This is a genomic window from Bacillus sp. FSL E2-8900, from assembly GCF_037966225.1.
Lineage (GTDB): Bacteria > Bacillota > Bacilli > Bacillales > Bacillaceae_G > Bacillus_A > Bacillus_A cereus.
Genome location: NZ_CP150193.1, coordinates 1031464 through 1051344 on the forward strand (window position 1 = coordinate 1031464; position 19881 = coordinate 1051344).

The following is a 19881-nucleotide window of genomic DNA, read 5'->3' on the forward strand; positions in this document are numbered from 1 at the left end:
TTTACTTTATAACTTTCTGTATTTTCCAATAAATACCTTCTGTAGTGCTAACTAAATTGAAAATCATTTCGTTTTGTTTTATAATTTACTTACCGAACGGTAAGTAAAAACAAGTGAGGTATAGTATGACGAAGAATTTACAAACATCGCAGAACATTGTAGAGGCATCATTTAAACTTATGGCAGAACACGGCATTGAGAAGATGAGTCTTTCCATGATTGCGAAAGAGGTAGGTATTTCAAAACCGGCTATTTACTATCATTTTTCTTCTAAAGAAGCGTTAGTTGATTTTTTATTTGAAGAGATTTTTTCTGATTATCATTTTACAAAATACTTTAATGAAGAGCGGTATACGAAAGAAAACTTTGCAGAAAAGCTAATCGCAGATGGTTTACATATGCTCTCTGAGTATGAAGGGCAAGAAGGAATACTACGCGTTATCAATGAATTTATCGTAACTGCATCGCGAAATGAAAAGTATCAGAAACGTTTATTTGAAATACAAGAGGATTTTTTGCATGGTTTCCATGATTTATTGAAGAAAGGCGCGAGACTGGGCGTTGTGTCACAACATGAAACGGAAGAAAATGCTCATACGCTAGCGCTCGTGATCGATAATATGAGCAACTATATGCTCATGGGATTCCAGTTAAAGTATAAAGAAATTTGGATTCGAAATGTGAAAAACGTAATGAAGGAGGAGTAAAAATGAAAATGCAAAAAAACTGGTGGCTCGGTTTTCTTGGATTTATTGGGGTTTATAAAATACCAGGTATGATTGAAGCTTTTCAAGCGGATGGAAATTGGATGAAGTTAATCGGTTTCATTTGGCTACTTTGGTTCGGATATTTTATTCCTGAGAAGAAAGAAGATTAAATTCCAATTTTCTGTAAAGTTACGTAAAATATAGATTGAGAGTATTCATATATTAGATTACTAGATTTGGAGTGGTTACATGGATCCATTGAAAAATGAAATTCACCCTGACATGGTCAAGGTGTGGAAAGCGCGTTCTTTAATTGAGCTAGGAATCAGTATTATAGTCATTTTTGCATATCTTTTCTTTATGATTAAGTTTAATTGGTGGGCTTGGATTTTCTATGTGCTCATCGGATTAACAATCGTATATACACCGTTTGATTACTTTACGTTTCCGAAACTACGTCAACGTTATTACAGCTACCAACTAAATGAAGAAGAACTTGAAATTCAGCATGGCCTTTTCGTTGTTAAGCGCGTATTAGTGCCGATGATTCGTGTACAGCACGTAACGATTGAACAAGGGCCAATTATGAGAAAATACGGATTAGCAGAATTACACATTTCAACAGCAGCAACTTCTCATAGCATCCCAGGTTTAACGATGTATGAAGCTGAAATGTTGAAAACGAAAATCGCAGAATTAGCGAAAGTGAGTGATGAGGATGTATAAAAGGCAGCATCCAATCACGATGTTATTAGAGTTAAAAATAACAGACTTTATACCACTCATTATTTTCATGTTTAGCTTAAACGGAAAGTTCCCGTTTTGGTATTTAATTCCCACTGCATTCGGTTTACTCACCGTCTTTTCAGCGTTTGAAAAATGGTATTACACAACATACTGGGTTGAAAATAACGTATTACATGTGAAACAAGGTCTCTTTGTGAAAAAGGAGAGCTACTTAAATAAAGAACGTGTTCAAACGATTAATACAAGTTCTAACGTACTATATCAAATGCTCGGTTTGAAAAAAATTCAGATTGAAACAGCTGGCGGAGGCGATGAAGCAGAAGTTAGCTTAGCTGGAATTACGGTAGAAGAAGCGACAGAGCTTATCGCAATGTTAAATGAGTCGGCTTCAGAATTGAAAGTAGAAAAAACATTAGAAGAAGTAGAAGTAAAAGAAATTATTACAGAGGAAAAACAAGCGAGAGAATACAAATTAACGTGGAAAGAGATTTTAATAGCCTCTGTTACATCTGGTCAATTTGGATTATTATTCTCATTAATCTTTTTTGTGTATCACCAAGTAGATGAGTACATTCCGAAATGGATAGAGAATAGCGTAAAGTCGTATGTAATGGAACATGATATATATGGCTGGATTTTGATGATAGCTATTTTGCTCGTCCTTTCGTGGATTATATCGACAATTGGTTATGCGCTAAAACATGGAGATTTCACAGTGAATCGAAGAAATGACGAAGTCCGTATTTCGCAAGGATTACTGGAGAAAAAAGAACTCGTACTAAAATTGCACCGTATTCAAGGGATTACGATAAAAGAAGGTATTTTACGCCAACCGTTCGGTTATTGTGCTGTGCAAGTAGAAGTCATTCAAAGTAAGGGAACGGGTGACGAAAAAGAAAAAGTTACACTGCATCCTATCATTCGAAAAGATCGAGTGCAACAGTTACTCGCGCATTTACAATTACCATACGAACTGAATGCAAATATTACTTCGTTACCAAAAGCAGCATTGCGCCGCTATCTCATTGATAGTTTCATCTTTTTCGCTATGCTCGCAATCCCGCTTACTGGAATAGGCATATACTTTGAAAAGTATTACATCATGTGGGCATTACTACCGCTCGCAATCTTTATCTTTACACTTGGATACGCAACATTTAAAACAAATGGTTACAGTGTTAACGGAGAACAAATTACACTTGTCTATCGTAGCGTCGGAAAATATACAGGACTTATTAGAAGAAGACACGTCCAATCAATGGAGAAGACACAATCATATTTCCAGCGCCGTGCGGATTTATGTACGTATAAGTTTTCGAGTGCATCATCTAGTTACAAAATAGAGCATACGAGAGTAGAAGATGCGGAGAGAATGCAGGATTGGTATAAGAAGAAGTTAAGTGAGAATTAAGTGGAACGGCTCGCCTTTCGCGGAAGACGGGCTATTTTTTTATGCGAAAATAATGAATAATATATGTAAAGAAACAAGCGAGGTGAATGAGAGTGAGCAAATTTTTAATACCGTATTCATTTTCTATATTAAGTTTCTTTATTTCAGCAACAGCACTTGAATTATATGATAGGATGGGAAACAATAGTGAGCTGGTTTCGCCGAACATAATTGGAAAGATAATTCAATCTACTGCGCAAATGGGAGTCCTTACATTGTATTTCGGAGTACCTATTATTTTAGGTGGCTGTCTACTTGGTGAGCTATTGTTTAGAGGTATCATTTTACGATTTAAACTCAGCTATATTATATCTTTATTATTATATCTACTTTTAGCTTTTAGTATTGTTTCTGTAACGGTTGGAATTCCAACTACATATGAGGATTCTAATACTACTTTCATGGTAATAACTATGATTTGCGCTGTTACATTCTTTATGGGCCGGAATATATGGGAGAAAAAAGAAATGAATAATGGAGTAACAGAATGAAATATACATGTCCGTGCTGCGGGTATAGAACAATAGAAGAAGAACCACCAGGTACATATGAAATTTGTAATATATGTTACTGGGAAGATGATGAGGTACAGTTTAACGATCCTGACTTTGAAGGCGGTGCAAATGAAGTCTCGTTAAGACAAGCACAGAAAAATTTTATTGCATTTGGTGCTTGCGAGGAATGTTTTATTGGATTAGTTAGAAAACCGACTAGTGAAGATGTGAAGGATGCTAGTTGGCAGCGAATTTGTTAAGTGAAATGTTATTACTCAATTCAATGGGAGTAATAACATTTTTTATTTAGTGCTGAAAGAATTACTGCCGTCTTATAAGGTAATAAGAAGGACTAAATTGGTAAATTTTATTAATGGATATATTTTCAATAAATACAAAAGTATAGATGTATAGTCAGCTTTGTGTGTTTAATGTTATCATATTGAATGATATGGAAATTTTTAATAGAATAAGTAACTAAAAATTCAAAGGTAATGAAGCTTTTGTTGTATAAAGAAAATACTTAGTAGTAATCAACAATATTAAAAATAAGATTCGTATTTATATAAATTTAGTAGAAATGGGGTTTTAAAAAGGAATGAGTATAAGCATAACGCGGCAAAAGATTTTGGCGGCCGCTTCTCAAATTGTGCAATGTAAAGGGGTTGCTAAATTAACATTAGAAGCAGTGGCAAAAGAGGCGGGTGTAAGTAAAGGTGGATTATTGTATCACTTTTCAAATAAAGAAGCTTTAATAGAAGGTATGATAGTCAGAGGGGTAGAGGATTATGAGGGAGCCATTTACAATAAAGTAGCGGAAGACGCAGAGAAGAAAGGGAGATGGGTTCGCTCTTTTGTAGAGGAAAGATTAAATAATGAGAGAAGAACAGAAGAGTTATCTAGTAGTATGATGGCAGCATTCATGTTAAAACCTGAATTACTTGAGCCATTACAACAATCATTTCAGCAACTGCAAAAGAATATAGAAAACGATGAGATAGATGCAGTTTGTGCAACAATTATTAGATTAGCAGCAGATGGATTATGGTATTCGGAATATTTAGGGGTTGGAAGACTAAGCCCTGAGTTAAGAGAAAAAGTGATTCAAGCTCTTATTAGGAATTCATATAAATAGAATATACGAACTATATAATGTAAAAATAATTCACCGTTGCTTCTTTAATGTAGTGGTGAATTATTTTTTTTATTAGAAAAATAGAACAATTTTATAGAGTATTGAATTATAACCGTCCAGACGGTATAGTAATATTTGGTTTAAGAGGAAAATGAAACAAAAAAAGAATAAAAGATATTTTTAGCACACTATTCGAAAGGATAGGCCGCAAAGCTTAGAGTCTACGGTAATACATATTGGTTACTAAGATCGTCTGGTTGCACATTTTTGATGCAACCGGACGGTCTTTTTTTGTTATATAAATATAAAAAATAGGAGGGAACTATGCAAATGAAAAGTACTAAAAGACATATTTCAATGGTTTCATTAGTTTTTCTAGTATTATTTTCAGTGCTGAATGTGTGGGCTCCAGTTATTCAAGCTGCTGTGATGAAAAGTCCAGTGGACGAAATTAATATTTCCCGTACTGATGGCACGACATCTGAACCGTATCAAGCCTCAGATGGTATGAAAGTAGAAGTGAAGTGGTCAGCTAAAGAAAAAATAAAAAGTGGAGATCAATTCACAATTGATATGCCAAAAGAGTTTCGAAAAGACCTTATGAATATGAGTTTTCCTTTAAAAGATGCTGAAGGAAAAATAGTTGGTACATGTGAGATGAAAAAGGGTCTATTAACGTGTACTATGGGGGATTACGTAGAAGGAAAGAATAACATTAAAGGTTCTTTATTCGTAGAATTCTACTTTGGTCTAGAAGCATATGATGGTGTTAAAGAAATTCCATTAGAATTTAACGTTGATGGTCAAATCGTCAATAAAGAAGTAAATGTAAGTAATACGACAGAGAGACCGAAGCCACAGCCCAATACAGATAATCTATTGAAATGGGGTTCTTATAATCAAGAAGATCCTTCGATTGCTGATTGGCTTGTATATGTAAATGCAACTGGAACAGAAATGCAAGATCTTAAATTAACAGATACATTAGGACCTGGGCATGAGTTAATTACAGACAGCGTAGTATTAGAAGAGGCTGTATTTGAAGATGGTTATGCACCAACAAATATTAAGCCAGCAGATTTATCTAACATTAAAATTAATGCAACAAAGGCTGGATTTACAATTGAGTTTCCAGACAGTTCAAAAGGTTATATTTTAAGATATAAAACAAAGATTACTAATCCTTCTGCAAAGCCTCATAAAAATACTGTGAAATTAGAAGGTAAAAATATTAAAACTGAAGAAAAAGTAGGACAAGTATTCGTAAGTGGTGGAGGGGGAACCGGTTCAGGTGACGATAATCCACCTAGTATTGAAAAAAATATAGTTGATGAGAATGGCAAGCTTGTAGAGAATGAGCAGCTAACACAAATGGATCAAGTGATTCAATACCAAGTTGGTACACATATACCAAACGATCCTCCTAAATACACATCAATGGTAATTCGTGATGATTTAGAAGATGTTTTAGAAGTATTAGAGGCAAAAGTGTATGATCAAAATGGCCAAGATATTACTTCTAAAGGGACGTTAAAGATAGATAAGCAAAGAAGTGAAGTAACATTTACGTTTGGTGAGAATTTTGACTATAAGTCATATGAAGACCAGATAATTAATCTTAGTATTAAGGCGAAAATTAAAAATGATGCAGACTTATCTTCTTACGTAGATAAGAAGATTCCTAATAAAGCGGAATTACATTTTGATGATAAAACATTAACATCAAAAGAAGTAACTATTACGCCGCCTGAAGCTCCAAAAGATGGTACAGTATCGCTTCATAAAATAGATTCTGAGAATCCGAACAAAGGGTTAAAAGGTGCCGAATTTGAAGTCCGAAATAGTGCAAATGAAGTTGTTGCAAAACTGAAAACGGACGAAAAAGGTTTTTCAGTACCTCAACCTTTAGCTCCTGGGACGTATAAAGTATATGAAACAGTAGCACCAGAAGGATATCAAAAATTAAAAGAACCAGTAGAGGTTACACTTCAAGCTGGAGAAACAAAAACAATTGAAATTAAAAATACTATGCAAAAGGGTCAAATTGAAGTAAAGAAAATTGATTCGGAAAATGGTGAAAAACCATTAGCAAATGCAGAGTTTGATATAGTAAAAGACGGTGTAGTAGTCGAACATATTATTACAGATAAAGATGGTAAGGCAATCTCTAAACCGTTAGCACCAGGGAAATATATTTTAAAAGAAACGAAAGCGCCTGAAGGCTACCAATTAAAAGAAGCAGAGTTCGAAGTAAATGTAACAGGGGACGGCATATTCCCAATACAAGTGGAAAATGCAATGGTTGACAAAGGTAATATAGAAATCACAAAAGTGGACAAAGAGAACGGGGCAGTATTAGCGGGTGTCGAATTTGAAGTCCAAGATGAGAAAGATGGAGTAGTAAGAAAAGTAGTAACAGATAAAGATGGAAAAGCAAACGTTTCAGATCTATCAGTAGGAAAGTACAAATTAGTAGAGACGAAAAGCTTACCAGGTTATAAAAAGCTAACAGAACCAGTACCATTTGAAATAAAAAAAGGTATGACAAAATCTTTAGCAATAAAAGTAGAAAATGAGCAGTTAGACAAAGGCTCAGTAGAAATTATAAAAATAGATAAAGATAGCCAAAAAGTACTAGAAGGCGTAGTCTTCGAAGTGCAAGATGAGCAAGGCAAAGTAGTAACAGAAGTAAAAACAGATAAAGATGGTAAAGCAAAAATCTCTGATTTATCAGTAGGGAAGTACAAATTAGTAGAGACGAAAAGTTTACCAGGCTACAAAAAGCTAACAGATTCAGTATCATTCGAAATTACAAAAGGTATGACAACAGTCCTATCGTTGAAAGTAGAAAATGAACAGTTAGATAAAGGTTCAGTAGAAATTACAAAAATAGATAAAGACAGCAAAAAAGCATTAAAAGGCGTAGTCTTTGAAGTGCAAGATGAAGCTGGAACAGTAGTAAAGGAAGTAAAAACAGATAAAGATGGTAAAGCAAAAATCTCAGATCTATCAGTAGGAAAGTACAAATTAGTAGAGAAAGAAAGTTTACCAGGCTATAAGAAATTAACAGAGCCAGTATCGTTTGAAATTACAAAAGGTATGACCGAGATCTTATCATTAAAAATAGAAAATGAAATGGTAGATACGGGAAATATAGAGATAACAAAGATAGATAAAGATAATAAAGCACCGTTAGCGGGAGTAACATTCATCGTACAAGATGAAAAGGGTAAGGAAGTTACGAAAGTAACGACAGATAAAGAAGGAAAAGCAAATGTTTCAGATTTACCTGTAGGAAAGTATGAATTAGTAGAGGTAGAAAGTTTACCTGGTTATAAAAAGTTAGAAAAACCAGTATCATTTGAAATTAAAAAAGGCATGACCGAGGTCCTATCATTGAAAGTAGAAAATGAAATGGTGGATACAGGGAATATAGAGATAACAAAAATAGATAAAGATAGTAAAGCTCCATTAGAAAATGTTGTATTTGAAGTACGTGATTCAAAAGGAAAAGTAGTTGCGAAAGTAAAAACGGATAAAGAAGGAAAAGCAAACGTTTCAGATTTATCTATTGGAAAGTATGAGTTGGTAGAAGTAGAAACACCGGCAGGATACAAACCACTAGAAAAGCCAATTTCATTCGAAATTGAAAAGGGTAGAGTAACAGCATTACAATTGACTGTAGAAAATGAATTAGTGGATACAGGAAATGTAGAAATTACAAAAGTAGATAAAGAAAATAAAGATGCTTTAGCTGATGCAGTCTTTGAAATTCAAGATGAAGCAGGACAAGTAGTCGCTAAAATAACGACAGATAAAAAAGGACAAGCACAAGTTACTAATTTATCAGTCGGCACATACAAGGTAGTAGAAGTAAAAGCACCAAAAGGATATAAACAATTAGTAGATCCGATTACTTTCCAAATTGAAAAAGGTATGACAAAATCTCTTGCTTTAACAGTAGAAAACGAAATGTTAGACAAGGGAAATGTGGAAGTAACAAAAGTAGATAAAGATAGTCAAAAAGTATTAGAAGGCGTAGTCTTCGAAGTTCAAGATGAGCAAGGCAAAGTAGTAACAGAAGTAACGACAGATAAAGATGGAAAAGCAAACGTTTCAGATCTATCAGTAGGAAAATACAAATTAGTAGAGACGAAGAGTTTACCAGGTTACAAAAAATTAACGGAACCAGTATCATTCGAAATCAAAAAAGGTATGACGAAAGTTTTATCATTGAAAGTAGAGAACGAACTGTTAGATAAAGGTTCAGTAGAAATTACAAAAGTAGACAAAGAAAGTGGCGCAGTATTAGCGGGCGTAACATTCGAAGTGCAAGATGAAAAAGGCAAAGTAGTAACAAAAGTAACGACAGATAAAGAAGGAAAAGCAACAATTTCAGATTTACCAGTAGGAAAATATAAGCTAGTAGAGGTAGAAAGCTTACCAGGATATAAAAAACTAGCGAAACCAGTATCATTCGAAATCAAAAAAGGTATGACAGAAGTTTTATCACTAAAAGTAGAGAATGAGCTAGTAGATAAAGGTTCAGTAGAAATTACAAAAGTAGATAAAGATGGTCAAAAAGCATTAGAAGGCGTAGTCTTTGAAATCCAAGATGAAGCGGGAAAAGTAGTAACAGAAGTAAAAACAGATAAAAATGGTAAAGCAAAAATCTCAGACTTATCTGTAGGAAAGTACAAATTAGTAGAGAAAGAAAGCTTACCAGGCTACAAACAATTAACAGAACCAGTATCATTCGAAATCAAAAAAGGTATGACAGAAGTCTTATCATTAAAAGTAGAGAATGAACTAGTAGATAAAGGTTCAGTAGAAATTACAAAAGTAGATAAAGATAGTCAAAAAGTATTAGAAGGCGTAGTCTTCGAAGTACAAGACGACAAAGGCAAAGTAGTAGCAGAAGTAACGACAGATAAAGAAGGAAAAGCAAACGTTTCAGATCTATCAGTAGGAAAATATAAATTAGTAGAGACGAAGAGCTTACCAGGTTACAAAAAGTTAACGGAACCAGTATCATTCGAAATTACAAAAGGTATGACGAAAGTTTTATCATTGAAAGTAGAGAACGAACTGTTAGATAAAGGTTCAGTAGAGATTACAAAAGTGGACAAAGAAAGTGGCGCAGTATTAGCGGGCGTAACATTCGAAGTGCAAGATGAAAAAGATAAAGTAGTAACAAAAATAACGACAGATAAAGAAGGAAAAGCAACAATTTCAGATTTATCAGTAGGAAAATATAAGCTAGTAGAGGTAGAAAGCTTACCAGGATATAAAAAACTAGCAAAACCAGTATCGTTTGAAATTAAAAAAGGCATGACAGAAGTTTTATCACTAAAAGTAGAGAACGAATTAGTAGATAAAGGCTCAGTAGAAATTACAAAAGTGGACAAAGAAAGTGGCGCGTTATTAAAAGGCGTAACATTCGAAGTGCAAGATGAGCAAGGCAAAGTAGTAACAAAAGTAACAACAGATAAAGAAGGAAAAGCGAAAATTTCAGATCTATCTGTAGGAAATTACAAACTAGTAGAAGTAGAAAGCTTACCAGGCTACAAAAAGCTAACAGAGCCAGTATCATTCGAAATTAAAAAGGGTATGACAGAATTCTTATCATTAAAAGTAGAGAATGAACAGTTAGACAAGGGTTCAGTAGAAATCACAAAAGTAGATAAAGATAGTCAAAAAGTATTAGAAGGCGTAGTCTTCGAAGTACAAGACGACAAAGGAAAAGTAGTAACAGAAGTAAAAACAGATAAAAATGGTAAAGCAAAAATCTCAGACTTATCTGTAGGAAAGTACAAATTAGTAGAGAAAGAAAGTTTACCAGGTTACAAACAATTAACAGAACCAGTATCGTTTGAAATTACAAAAGGTATGACAGAAGTTCTATCATTAAAAATAGAAAATGAAATGGTAGATACGGGAAATGTAGAAATTACAAAAATAGATAAAGATAATAAGGCACCGTTAGCAGGTGTAGTCTTTGAAGTACAAGACGACAAAGGCAAGGTAGTAACGAAAGTAACGACAGATAAAGCTGGAAAAGCAACAGTTTCAGATTTATCAGTAGGAAAGTACAAGCTAGTAGAAGTAGAGAGTTTACCAGGCTACAAAAAATTAGAAAAGCCTGTACCATTTGAAATTACAAAAGGTATGACAAAATCTTTAGCGTTCACTGTAGAAAATGAAATGGTAGATACGGGGAATATAGAAATCACAAAAATAGATAAAGACAGTAAAGCACCATTAGAAAATGTTGTATTTGAAGTACGTGACTCAAAAGGCAAAGTAGTTGCGAAAGTAACGACGGATAAAGAAGGAAAAGCAAACGTTTCAGATCTATCAGTAGGAAAATACAAATTAGTAGAGACGAAGAGCTTACCAGGTTACAAAAAGTTAACGGAACCAGTATCATTCGAAATTACAAAAGGTATGACAAAAGTCTTATCATTGAAAGTAGAGAACGAACAGTTAGACAAAGGTGCAGTGGAGATTACAAAAATGGCCGCTGAAAGCAAGGAAGTCTTATCAGGAGCTGTGTTTGAAGTTCATGATGAAAAGGGAAAAGTAGTAGTGAAAGTAACAACAGATAAAGATGGAAAGGCAAAAATCACAGATCTATCTGTAGGTAACTACACACTAGTAGAAGTAGAAGCACCAAAAGGATATGAAAAATTAACTAATCCAATTCCATTTGAAATTACAAATGGAATGATAAATGCAGTTCAATTAGAAGTATTAAACAAATTGAATCATTTAGCACCACCAGGTCCAGAAACACCAGATCCAGAAAAGCCTGGAACACCGGATCCGGAGAAGCCTGGAACACCAGATCCGGAGAAACCTGGAACACCGAATCCAGAAAAGCCTGGAACACCAGATCCGGAGAAACCTGGAACACCGAATCCAGAAAAGCCTGGAACACCAGATCCAGAAAAACCTGGAACACCGGATCCGGAGAAGCCTGGAACACCAGATCCAGAAAAACCTGGAACACCGGATCCGGAGAAGCCTGGAACACCAGATCCAGAAAAACCTGGAACACCGAATCCAGAGAAACCTGAAAAAGAATTACCGAAGACAGGGCAGAAAATGCCTGTGGAACCATATATGGGAGCACTTCTTGTAATGATGAGTTTTGGGTTACTCGTATTAGGTAGAAAACAGCAGAGATAATAAAGGTGAAAAGGTATCCTCAAAGTATTTGAGGATACTTTTTTTAGCATAAAAAAAAGCATCTAGCAAAAGTACTAGATGCAAATAAAAACACAAGGGAAGACAAAATTCTTCCCTTTTCCCGTATGTAATTATATCAAAAAAATTATAAAAAACTAGCTATATTTAAAATATAATTTTTAAAATATAATTTTTAAAAAAGTTATATACATAAATAATTGCAATACGCGCAGTTTTATCTTTCTGAAAAATCCATTTCTTTAATTTCGAATATTAAGACTAATGTTGATAAATCTTCAGATAATTAGAAAAAATAACCAAAAGGATATATAATATTGCTTAATAAATAATTTTAATGAATTACATATATTTCATTTGGTGTATTAATTGAATATCATAATTTAAAATTTTATTAAGCAAGAATCTCGGTTACTTATTGCATTTCTAACATAGGGTGAGATAGAAAAATACAATAGTGTGGAGGTTTTTATAATGACGTTTGTTCTTAGTAAAATGAATGGGTTTAGCATAGAAGAAAAGGTACATGAATTTGAATCTAAAGGATTCCTTGAAATCTCAAATGAAATCTTTTTACAAGAGGAAGAGAATCATCGTTTATTAACACAAGCACAGTTAGATTATTATAATTTGGAAGATGATGCGTACGGTGAATGCCGTGCTAGATCTTATTCAAGGTATATAAAGTATGTTGATTCACCAGATTATATTTTAGATAATAGTAATGATTACTTCCAATCTAAAGAATATAACTATGACGATGGCGGGAAAGTTAGACAGTTCAATAGCATAAATGATAGCTTTTTATGTAATCCTTTAATTCAAAATATCGTGCGTTTCGATACTGAATTTGCATTTAAAACAAATATAATAGATACAAGTAAAGACTTAATTATAGGTTTACATCAAGTAAGATATAAAGCTACTAAAGAAAGACCATCTTTTAGTTCACCTATTTGGTTACATAAAGATGATGAACCAGTAGTATTTTTACACCTTATGAATTTAAGTAATACAGCTATTGGTGGAGATAATTTAATAGCTAATTCTCCTCGGGAAATTAATCAGTTTATAAGTTTGAAGGAGCCTTTAGAAACTTTAGTATTTGGACAAAAGGTCTTCCATGCCGTAACGCCACTTGGAACAGAATGTAGTACGGAGGCTTTTCGTGATATTTTATTAGTAACATTTTCTTATAAGGAGACAAAATGAGAGAGAATAAAATAATTATGATTTCTGGAGCCAATAGCGGTATAGGTCATGCTTGTATAAAATACTTTTTAGAAAAATCATTTTATGTAATAGCGCTTGATATTAATAATAATAATTTAATAGATTATATGAAAACAGATATGCCTTTGAAAGTAGTGCAAATTGATTTAAGTAATAGCGAAGCGATTCATAATCTTTTTACTCAATTAGATTTAGAAAAGCTTTCTCCTGATATATTAATAAATGCAGCTGGTATTCGAGAGATAACACCTGTTTTACATTTATCCGATGATATGTTTAAAAAAGTAATTGATGTAAATTTAGTAGCCCCATTTATCCTTTCTAGGGAAGTAGCTAAGCGATGGTGTGAATCGAAAATAAAAGGTTGTATTGTGAATATAGCATCGGTTTCTGGATTAATGGCTGAACCAGAGCGAGCTGCTTATGTTGCATCAAAGCATGCTTTAATCGGATTGACTAAACAGATGGCTATGGAATTTGGTAAGCAAAATATAAGGGTAAATAGTATTTCTCCCGGTGTTATTAGAACTGAACTTACAGAAGAATACTTTAGTAATAAAGCCTTGATGTCTATGATAAAAAGTAATCAATCTTTAGATACTTGGGGGTTGCCGCAGGATATTGTTTCATGTATTGAGTACTTGATTTCTGATCAGGCCCGCTTTATTACTGGTTCTAATTTTGTAATTGATGGTGGTTGGACTGCTGGGAAAAATTTATAATTGAGTGTTTTTGAGGAAAAGCACCTGTCCTTTTTTTAGGCTGGTGTTTTTCTCACTATAAACCGAGTTTTTATTGGAGGGGGATTAATTTGCTTCAAAAGAGTTTTAAGCAAGAGAAAACGGTACCGGCCTTAAAGATGATAGCATCAATGGTTATCTTTGGATCAGTTGGCTTTTTTTCGGTTCAAACAAACTTACCTTCGTTTGAATTAGTGTTTGTAAGGTGTATTTTTGCGACAATATTTTTAAGTGTATGCTGGTTGCTTACAGGGCAATATAAACAAGATAAATGGGAACGAAAAGAAGTTATTCAAGTTTTAATATGTGGCTTTTTCTTAGTATTTAATTGGGTTTTCTTATTTAAAGCCTTTGAAAATATGTCAGTTACAATTGCTATCTCAGTTTATCATCTTGCACCAGTAATTGTACTGTTAATTGGAAGTATCGTCTTTAAAGAAAAATTAACATTCATATCTATCATTTCAATAATTGTGTGTTTTGCAGGAGCTTTATTAATTGCTGGTATCGATGGAAGCTTCTCTTTCGGTTCATTAATGTCTTCAGGTATGATATGGGGATTTCTTGCAGCTCTCTTTTATGCATTTACAACTTTATTTGGTAAAGGGATTAACAAAATGAGTGCGTATGCAATGACATTTTTACAAACATTCTTGGGGATATTTCTTTTAATACCATTTATAGATTTAGATGCTTTTAGTGGCCTCACTCAAAGTAATTGGACATATATTATAGCTACTGGTTTTATTCACACAGGGATAGTATATTATCTGTTTTTTGATAGTTTACGCTATTTATCTACAAAAACAATCTCAATATTAGTTTTTTTAGATCCGGCAGTGGCAATATTATTAGATACTGTACTTACTGGATTCCGTCCAACTTTAATGCAAATAACAGGAATTCTTTTTATTTTTATTGGCATGACTTTAACATTAAAAAAATCTAAAGATAAAAAACTGAGCCAAAAAGAAAAGCGAATTGAAAGCGATGCTAGTATATCTCAACAATAATGAAATATATTGTGTATAAAACGATAAACCTTACATGAATCATGTAAGGTTTATTTTAGTTCAATATAATTCATATTTATAATACATAATTTTCAAAACTGAGGTGTGTGTTTCTTTAATATGCTTTTGATTCAACTATTTTTATTTGACTATAAATTTACAAAAATGTATATGAAATCTTATTTTTTGATAATATATAAGTAATAAATTCATAGAATTGGAGTGATGAGATGCAGCCGTTAGAAAGGGAGATTCATTCTAATATGCTGAAAGTGTGGCGAATTCACGCTTTAATTGGGACGGCAGTTATACTAACAGTCGTAATTGCGTATTTCTTTTTTATGATTAACTTTAACTGGTGGGGCTGGTTGTTTGGACTATTAGTAACAGGAGCTATTACATTTATTCCACTTGATTATTTTGTGTTTCCAAATTTACGTCAGCGCTATTATAGTTACAGATTAAATGAAGAAGAGATTGAGATTCAAAAGGGAATGTTCGTTGTAAAACGCGTACTTATTCCGATGATCCGTGTGCAGCACGTAACGATTGAGCAAGGGCCGATCATGAGAAAGTATAATTTAGCAGAATTACATATTTCAACAGCCGCAACTTCTCATAGTATTCCAGGTTTAACGAAAGAAGAAGCAGAACAGCTGAAAAGACAAATTGGAGAACTTGCGAAAGTGAGTGATAAGGATGTATAAGAGGCAACATCCGATTACGATATTGTTAGGTATTAGGATTGCGAGTTTGTTGCCACTTATTATTCTTGTTTTATTTAAACCTGATGAACAAGTGGAACCTTGGTATTTATTTTATCTTTTTCTTCTGGTTGTTTTATTCATCATGGCTATTTTTTCAGTAATTAAATGGTATTTTAAAGTGTACTGGATTGAGAATAATATTTTACATATAAAGCACGGTGTTTTTGTAAAGAAGGAAAGCTATTTAAATAAAGAGCGTGTACAAAATATTAGTACGTCTTCTAACATCATTTATCAAATGCTCGGACTTATGAAGTTAAATATAGAAGTAGCCGGTGGTGGTAATGAACCAGAAGTGATGTTGGCTGGTATTAAAGAAGACGAGGCAAAACATTTAATTTCTTTATTACATAAGAAAGAAACTACTGTAAAAGAAGAAATAGAAGAGGAAGAAAGCAAGACGGTTTATCAGTTAACAGCGAAAGAGGTTTTAGCCGCAGCGATTACATCTGGTCGGTTCGGACTAGTGTTCTCTGGACTAGTACTTCTTTACACAAAGTTTGATTTTGTTCTTCCTGAAGGATTCACAAGTAAAGTAGAAGCGTATGTGATGGGAAACGGTGTTTATAAACTAATTGTAATTGCATTAATTTTAATGGCAATTTCGTGGATTATTTCCACAGCTGGATATGTGTTGAAATATGCAAACTTTAAAATTGAGCGAAAAGGGGAAGAGATTCGTATCGTTCAAGGATTATTTGAAAAGAAAGAGTTTGTCTTAAAATTGCACCGCATTCAAGCGATTACTGTAAAAGAAGGTATGCTTCGCCAGCCGTTTGGCTATTGTGCTGTTGAAGTGGAAGCAATTCAAAGTATTGGAGCAGCAAGTAACGAAGTAATGTTGCATCCATTTATGAAGAAAAAAGATGTACAGCACCTGATCACATATTTAGAGTTACCATATGAAATCGAAGCGGAGATCGTTCACTTACCAAAAACAGCGTTGCGTCGTTATTTCATTATGGGCTGGTTAATAAGTATCATACTCACAGTTCTAATTGCCAGCGTGAGTATATATTTTGAACAATATATTGCGTTGTTTGTTATTTTACCGTTATTTATCGTGTTTTCGTTACTTGCGTATGCTAGATATAAAAGTGGCGGTTATGAATTAAGAGAAAATCAACTAACGGTTGTATATCGTAATTTTTCGAAATATACAGGAATAATGCGAAGAAGACATGTTCAAGCAGTAGGTTATAATCAATCGTATTTTCAAAGAAAAGATGAATTATGTACAACTCTTGTAGCGGTAGCTGGGCGCGGTTATGAAGTAAAGCATATGAGAAAAAAAGATTCACTTCGTATATACAATTGGTACAAAGAAAAAGGAAACACCGGTGTGTAATGGTGTTTCCTTTTTGTCATTAAATTGATATCTTTAGTCGAATCGTTGATATATTTCAAGATATGATAGATATATTCGGAAAATCGTTGATATATTTCAAGATATGATAGATATATTCGGAAAATCGTTGATATAATTTCACGTACTGTTAGTGTTGTATTATGTTTTAATTAAACTAACACATCAAAAGTAGTCACAAAAGATGGACGAGAGAAAATACTCTTTTGCTGTTCCGCATGTGGATGCGCTTGAGCTTGTCCTTCTGCTTGCGTGGGACGTTTTTTATGAGCGTTTTCGAATGAACGTGATTCTGTCCAGTCTTTAAAGTTTTGCTCTGTTTCCCACATCGTTAAGATGACGTATGTATCGTTACTTAATGGGCGTAGAACACGGATCGCTTGGAATCCTGGTTCGTTTTCAATAAGGCCTGCGCGGTTTTTAAAACGGTTTTCAAATACAGGGCGACCTTCGTCTGTGACAGAAATGTTGTTACAAACGATATAGCCAGGTTGTCCTTTAAATTCACCGACAGCATCTAGTACGTCATACTTAAGTGAGCCTTCTACAGATTCTTCTGTATTTTCTTTATAAAACATATTTTTTTCATCATTTTTTGCAGTGAAATGTGCTTGTTCTAGAGGTGTTTCGTATGAAATAATAGCCTTCATTTTAATGCCCCCTTAATAGTTTGTTTCTATTATATCAACTCTCTTAAAAAACTTCGAAGATTATATACATAAAGATACTTCTTTTTCAAATAATAAATGTACCATCATTTGGAAAGAAGGACGATGTATGAAGAAAGTAAAGTGGACTTTATTAGGCGGCGTCGCAACGTTCGTAGTAGCGATTGTAATCTATAAACTTATCGTGTTAGCTGGTGGCTATATGATGGATGAAAAGCAGCTCGTTTTCCACTCTTCATCACGTATCGTTGACCAGAAAGGGAAAGAAATTACGAAATTATACGTAGAAAATAGAGAGCTCGTACCGATCGAGCAAATTCCGAAGTATGTGCAGCAGGCGTTTGTTGCGGTGGAAGATTCTCGTTTTTATGAGCATCAAGGGATTGATTATCCGTCTATATTCCGTGCTCTTTATAAAGATACGTTAGCTAGAGAGAAGGTAGAGGGCGGTAGTACCATTACGCAGCAACTCGCTAAAAACGTCTTTTTAACTCGTGAAAAAACATTTACGCGCAAATTGAAGGAAGTCGCAATTTCTCTTCAATTAGAGCAAAAATATACGAAGCAACAAATTCTTGAAATGTATATGAATCATATTTATTTTGGTCATGGGGCTTACGGCATTCAAGCGGCAGCAAAGTTGTATTTTAATAAAAATGTTGAGGATTTAACAGTAGAGGAAGGGGCAATGCTTGCAGGCCTTCCGAAGTCACCAAACGGATATTCACCGTACTATTCTGCAGAGAAGAGTAAGGAACGCCGTGATCTAGTGTTGTCACTTATGCATAAACAAGGCTATTTGACTGCAGAAGAAAGCGTTCGTTATCAAGGGAAGACAATTGCTCTATATAAAAATTTAGATGAGAATGAGCTTGCATATATGCCGTATATTGATATGGTCATAGATGAAGCCGCTCGTTTATACGGGTTGTCTCATCAAGAAGTACTTCGCGGAGGATATACGTTTGTCGTACCTATGGATGAAAAGATTCAAAAGGTAGCATATAACCAGTTTCAAGATGCAAGGAATTTCCCTGGGAAAGAAGAGGGGGCGCAAGGTGCTTTCTTATTAATGGATAATCGTACGGGAGGGATTAAAGCGGCGATTGGGGGAAGAAAGTACGTCCCGAGAGGATTTAATCGTGTTTTTGCCAAAAGGCAGCCTGGATCTGTTTTAAAACCACTTATCGTTTATGCACCAGCACTAGAAACGAAAAAGTATAATCCGTATTCTTTATTAACGAATGAAAGAAATTCTTTTGAAGGGTATGAACCTCGAAATTATAATCATGAGTATTCAAAAGAAATGACGATGTATGATGCGATTTTAGAGTCGGCAAATGTACCGGCAGTTTCTTTATTAAATGAGTTAGGGGTAGAAGAAGGAAAGCAATATTTAGAAAAAGGAAATGTTCATATTGCAGATGCTGGTTTAAGTACAGCGCTTGGCGGATTGAAAAATGGCGTTTCAACATTTGATCTTGTAAAAATGTACCGTTCATTTTTAGCAAATGGAAATATTATCGAGCCGCACGTTATTGATAAAGTATTAAACAGACACGGTGCAGTCATTGGGGAATCTCCAAAAGTAGAGACAAAAATCTTCTCGAAGCAGACAGCATGGTATATGACGAAAATGCTAGAAGGAGTTGTGAAGGAAGGGACAGCAAGAGTTGGTGTATATAACGGTGCGTTAGCTGGAAAAACGGGTACAACTTCATTGCCAAATGACGATAAGGGAGCAAGAGATATGTGGTTCGTTGGTTATACACCGAACTTAGTAGGCGCTGTTTGGATTGGTTATGACCGTACGGATAAGGAGCATCAGTTGCAAGGAGAAAGTGCATCTGCGACAAAATTGTTTAAGAAAATTTTAACGAAGTCTAATGTAGAACATAAAGAGAAGTTTATGAAGCCTGAAGGTGTGGAAACAATCAGCGCTCCGATTCGGCTGCGCAAAATTGAAGATGTAAAAATGAAATTATCATTTAGCCCTTTCGGTTTATTTAAAGCAAAATTAAGCTGGACGCCACTTCCAGATAACAGAATTATGTACCGAATCTATAGAGTGGAGAACGGAATTCATACGCATGTTAGCACTGTAAATGGTGCTGGGGAATATGAGGAAAAGTTCGTTAACATATTTTCAAAACCGAGCTTTTACGTTGTACCATATAATACACAAACGAATCGTGAAGGAGAAAAGTCAAAAGTAGCTAAACCATAGTTTTTCTCTGTGTTATAATAAGAATGTTGTGAAAATAGTAAGCGTTTTTAAGAATGTTTGTGTCAATTTAATGAACAACGTACATAATATTATGCATTTTGTTTTTACAAGCTGTATAGTAAAAA

Annotated in this window: 15 protein-coding genes and 1 riboswitch; of the genes, 14 read left to right on the forward strand and 1 reads right to left on the reverse strand. The window is 34.1% G+C overall.

Annotation, left to right across the window (positions count from 1 at the left end):
• The first annotated feature begins 125 nt into the window (after nt 1–125).
• The 13 genes from NST90_RS05350 to NST90_RS05410 all read left to right on the forward strand — a co-directional run bounded on the left by NST90_RS05350 (nt 126) and on the right by NST90_RS05410 (nt 16843).
• The gene (locus tag NST90_RS05350) at nt 126–707 is read left to right on the forward strand and encodes a TetR/AcrR family transcriptional regulator (RefSeq protein ID WP_000164838.1); all 582 of its coding nucleotides are present in this window, start codon (nt 126–128) and stop codon (nt 705–707) included.
• A gap of 2 nt (nt 708–709) precedes the next feature.
• Entirely contained in the window at nt 710–877 is a 168-nt protein-coding gene (locus NST90_RS05355; RefSeq protein ID WP_000783813.1) for a hypothetical protein, read from the forward strand.
• 79 nt (nt 878–956) lie between these two features.
• Nucleotides 957–1433: a PH domain-containing protein gene (locus tag NST90_RS05360; protein ID WP_000371345.1), complete on the forward strand. Its 477-nt coding sequence runs from the start codon at nt 957–959 to the stop codon at nt 1431–1433.
• Nucleotides 1426–2865, forward strand: a complete 1440-nt coding sequence (locus NST90_RS05365) for a PH domain-containing protein (RefSeq protein WP_000278230.1) — start codon at nt 1426–1428, stop codon at nt 2863–2865. Before NST90_RS05360 ends, NST90_RS05365 begins: the two co-directional genes overlap by 8 nt.
• Before the next feature lie 86 nt (nt 2866–2951).
• Nucleotides 2952–3395: a hypothetical protein gene (locus NST90_RS05370; RefSeq protein WP_074619093.1), complete on the forward strand. Its 444-nt coding sequence runs from the start codon at nt 2952–2954 to the stop codon at nt 3393–3395.
• Nucleotides 3392–3658, forward strand: coding sequence for a CPCC family cysteine-rich protein (locus tag NST90_RS05375; protein WP_000877835.1), 267 nt, complete (start codon nt 3392–3394; stop codon nt 3656–3658). Before NST90_RS05370 ends, NST90_RS05375 begins: the two co-directional genes overlap by 4 nt.
• A 338-nt stretch (nt 3659–3996) precedes the next feature.
• Complete coding sequence (locus tag NST90_RS05380; RefSeq protein ID WP_000028016.1) at nt 3997–4533, forward strand: TetR/AcrR family transcriptional regulator; 537 nt, start codon at nt 3997–3999, stop codon at nt 4531–4533.
• Nucleotides 4534–4705: 172 nt separating this feature from the next.
• A riboswitch (cyclic di-GMP riboswitch) is annotated at nt 4706–4798 on the forward strand.
• A 59-nt stretch (nt 4799–4857) separates the two neighbouring features.
• The gene (locus NST90_RS05385; protein ID WP_231009187.1) at nt 4858–11724 is read left to right on the forward strand and encodes a SpaA isopeptide-forming pilin-related protein; all 6867 of its coding nucleotides are present in this window, start codon (nt 4858–4860) and stop codon (nt 11722–11724) included.
• Between the two features lie 492 nt (nt 11725–12216).
• Nucleotides 12217–12954, forward strand: coding sequence for a 2OG-Fe dioxygenase family protein (locus tag NST90_RS05390; RefSeq protein ID WP_000144813.1), 738 nt, complete (start codon nt 12217–12219; stop codon nt 12952–12954).
• Nucleotides 12951–13697, forward strand: coding sequence for an SDR family oxidoreductase (locus NST90_RS05395; RefSeq protein ID WP_001208949.1), 747 nt, complete (start codon nt 12951–12953; stop codon nt 13695–13697). Before NST90_RS05390 ends, NST90_RS05395 begins: the two co-directional genes overlap by 4 nt.
• A gap of 89 nt (nt 13698–13786) precedes the next feature.
• Nucleotides 13787–14728 (forward strand): DMT family transporter, encoded by a 942-nt coding sequence (locus tag NST90_RS05400; protein ID WP_000939621.1) that lies wholly within the window; start codon nt 13787–13789, stop codon nt 14726–14728.
• A gap of 230 nt (nt 14729–14958) precedes the next feature.
• Nucleotides 14959–15435 (forward strand): PH domain-containing protein, encoded by a 477-nt coding sequence (locus NST90_RS05405; protein WP_001182725.1) that lies wholly within the window; start codon nt 14959–14961, stop codon nt 15433–15435.
• Nucleotides 15428–16843: a PH domain-containing protein gene (locus tag NST90_RS05410; protein WP_061113330.1), complete on the forward strand. Its 1416-nt coding sequence runs from the start codon at nt 15428–15430 to the stop codon at nt 16841–16843. The genes NST90_RS05405 and NST90_RS05410 overlap by 8 nt, the downstream gene beginning before the upstream one ends.
• Nucleotides 16844–17013: 170 nt before the next feature.
• On the opposite strand, the gene hmoB is transcribed toward NST90_RS05410, so the two are convergent.
• Nucleotides 17014–17511 carry a heme-degrading monooxygenase HmoB gene (gene hmoB / locus NST90_RS05415; protein WP_070179171.1) on the reverse strand — a complete coding sequence of 166 codons (498 nt, stop codon included), beginning with the start codon at nt 17509–17511 and terminating at the stop codon, nt 17014–17016.
• Nucleotides 17512–17638: 127 nt separating this feature from the next.
• On the opposite strand from hmoB, the gene NST90_RS05420 reads away from it, so the two are divergent.
• Nucleotides 17639–19756 (forward strand): PBP1A family penicillin-binding protein, encoded by a 2118-nt coding sequence (locus NST90_RS05420; RefSeq protein WP_000756292.1) that lies wholly within the window; start codon nt 17639–17641, stop codon nt 19754–19756.
• The last annotated feature ends 125 nt before the right edge of the window (nt 19757–19881 follow it).

Excerpts from the sequence above, each read along its gene's own strand:
- NST90_RS05350 (WP_000164838.1), top strand. The coding sequence starts at position 126 with ATGACGAAGAATTTACAAACATCGCAGAACATTGTAGAGGCATCATTT.
- NST90_RS05355 (WP_000783813.1), top strand. The coding sequence starts at position 710 with ATGAAAATGCAAAAAAACTGGTGGCTCGGTTTTCTTGGATTTATTGGG.
- NST90_RS05360 (WP_000371345.1), top strand. The coding sequence starts at position 957 with ATGGATCCATTGAAAAATGAAATTCACCCTGACATGGTCAAGGTGTGG.
- NST90_RS05365 (WP_000278230.1), top strand. The coding sequence starts at position 1,426 with ATGTATAAAAGGCAGCATCCAATCACGATGTTATTAGAGTTAAAAATA.
- NST90_RS05370 (WP_074619093.1), top strand. The coding sequence starts at position 2,952 with ATGAGAGTGAGCAAATTTTTAATACCGTATTCATTTTCTATATTAAGT.
- NST90_RS05375 (WP_000877835.1), top strand. The coding sequence starts at position 3,392 with ATGAAATATACATGTCCGTGCTGCGGGTATAGAACAATAGAAGAAGAA.
- NST90_RS05380 (WP_000028016.1), top strand. The coding sequence starts at position 3,997 with ATGAGTATAAGCATAACGCGGCAAAAGATTTTGGCGGCCGCTTCTCAA.
- NST90_RS05385 (WP_231009187.1), top strand. The coding sequence starts at position 4,858 with ATGCAAATGAAAAGTACTAAAAGACATATTTCAATGGTTTCATTAGTT.
- NST90_RS05390 (WP_000144813.1), top strand. The coding sequence starts at position 12,217 with ATGACGTTTGTTCTTAGTAAAATGAATGGGTTTAGCATAGAAGAAAAG.
- NST90_RS05395 (WP_001208949.1), top strand. The coding sequence starts at position 12,951 with ATGAGAGAGAATAAAATAATTATGATTTCTGGAGCCAATAGCGGTATA.
- NST90_RS05405 (WP_001182725.1), top strand. The coding sequence starts at position 14,959 with ATGCAGCCGTTAGAAAGGGAGATTCATTCTAATATGCTGAAAGTGTGG.
- NST90_RS05410 (WP_061113330.1), top strand. The coding sequence starts at position 15,428 with ATGTATAAGAGGCAACATCCGATTACGATATTGTTAGGTATTAGGATT.
- hmoB (WP_070179171.1), bottom strand. The coding sequence starts at position 17,511 with ATGAAGGCTATTATTTCATACGAAACACCTCTAGAACAAGCACATTTC.
- NST90_RS05420 (WP_000756292.1), top strand. The coding sequence starts at position 17,639 with ATGAAGAAAGTAAAGTGGACTTTATTAGGCGGCGTCGCAACGTTCGTA.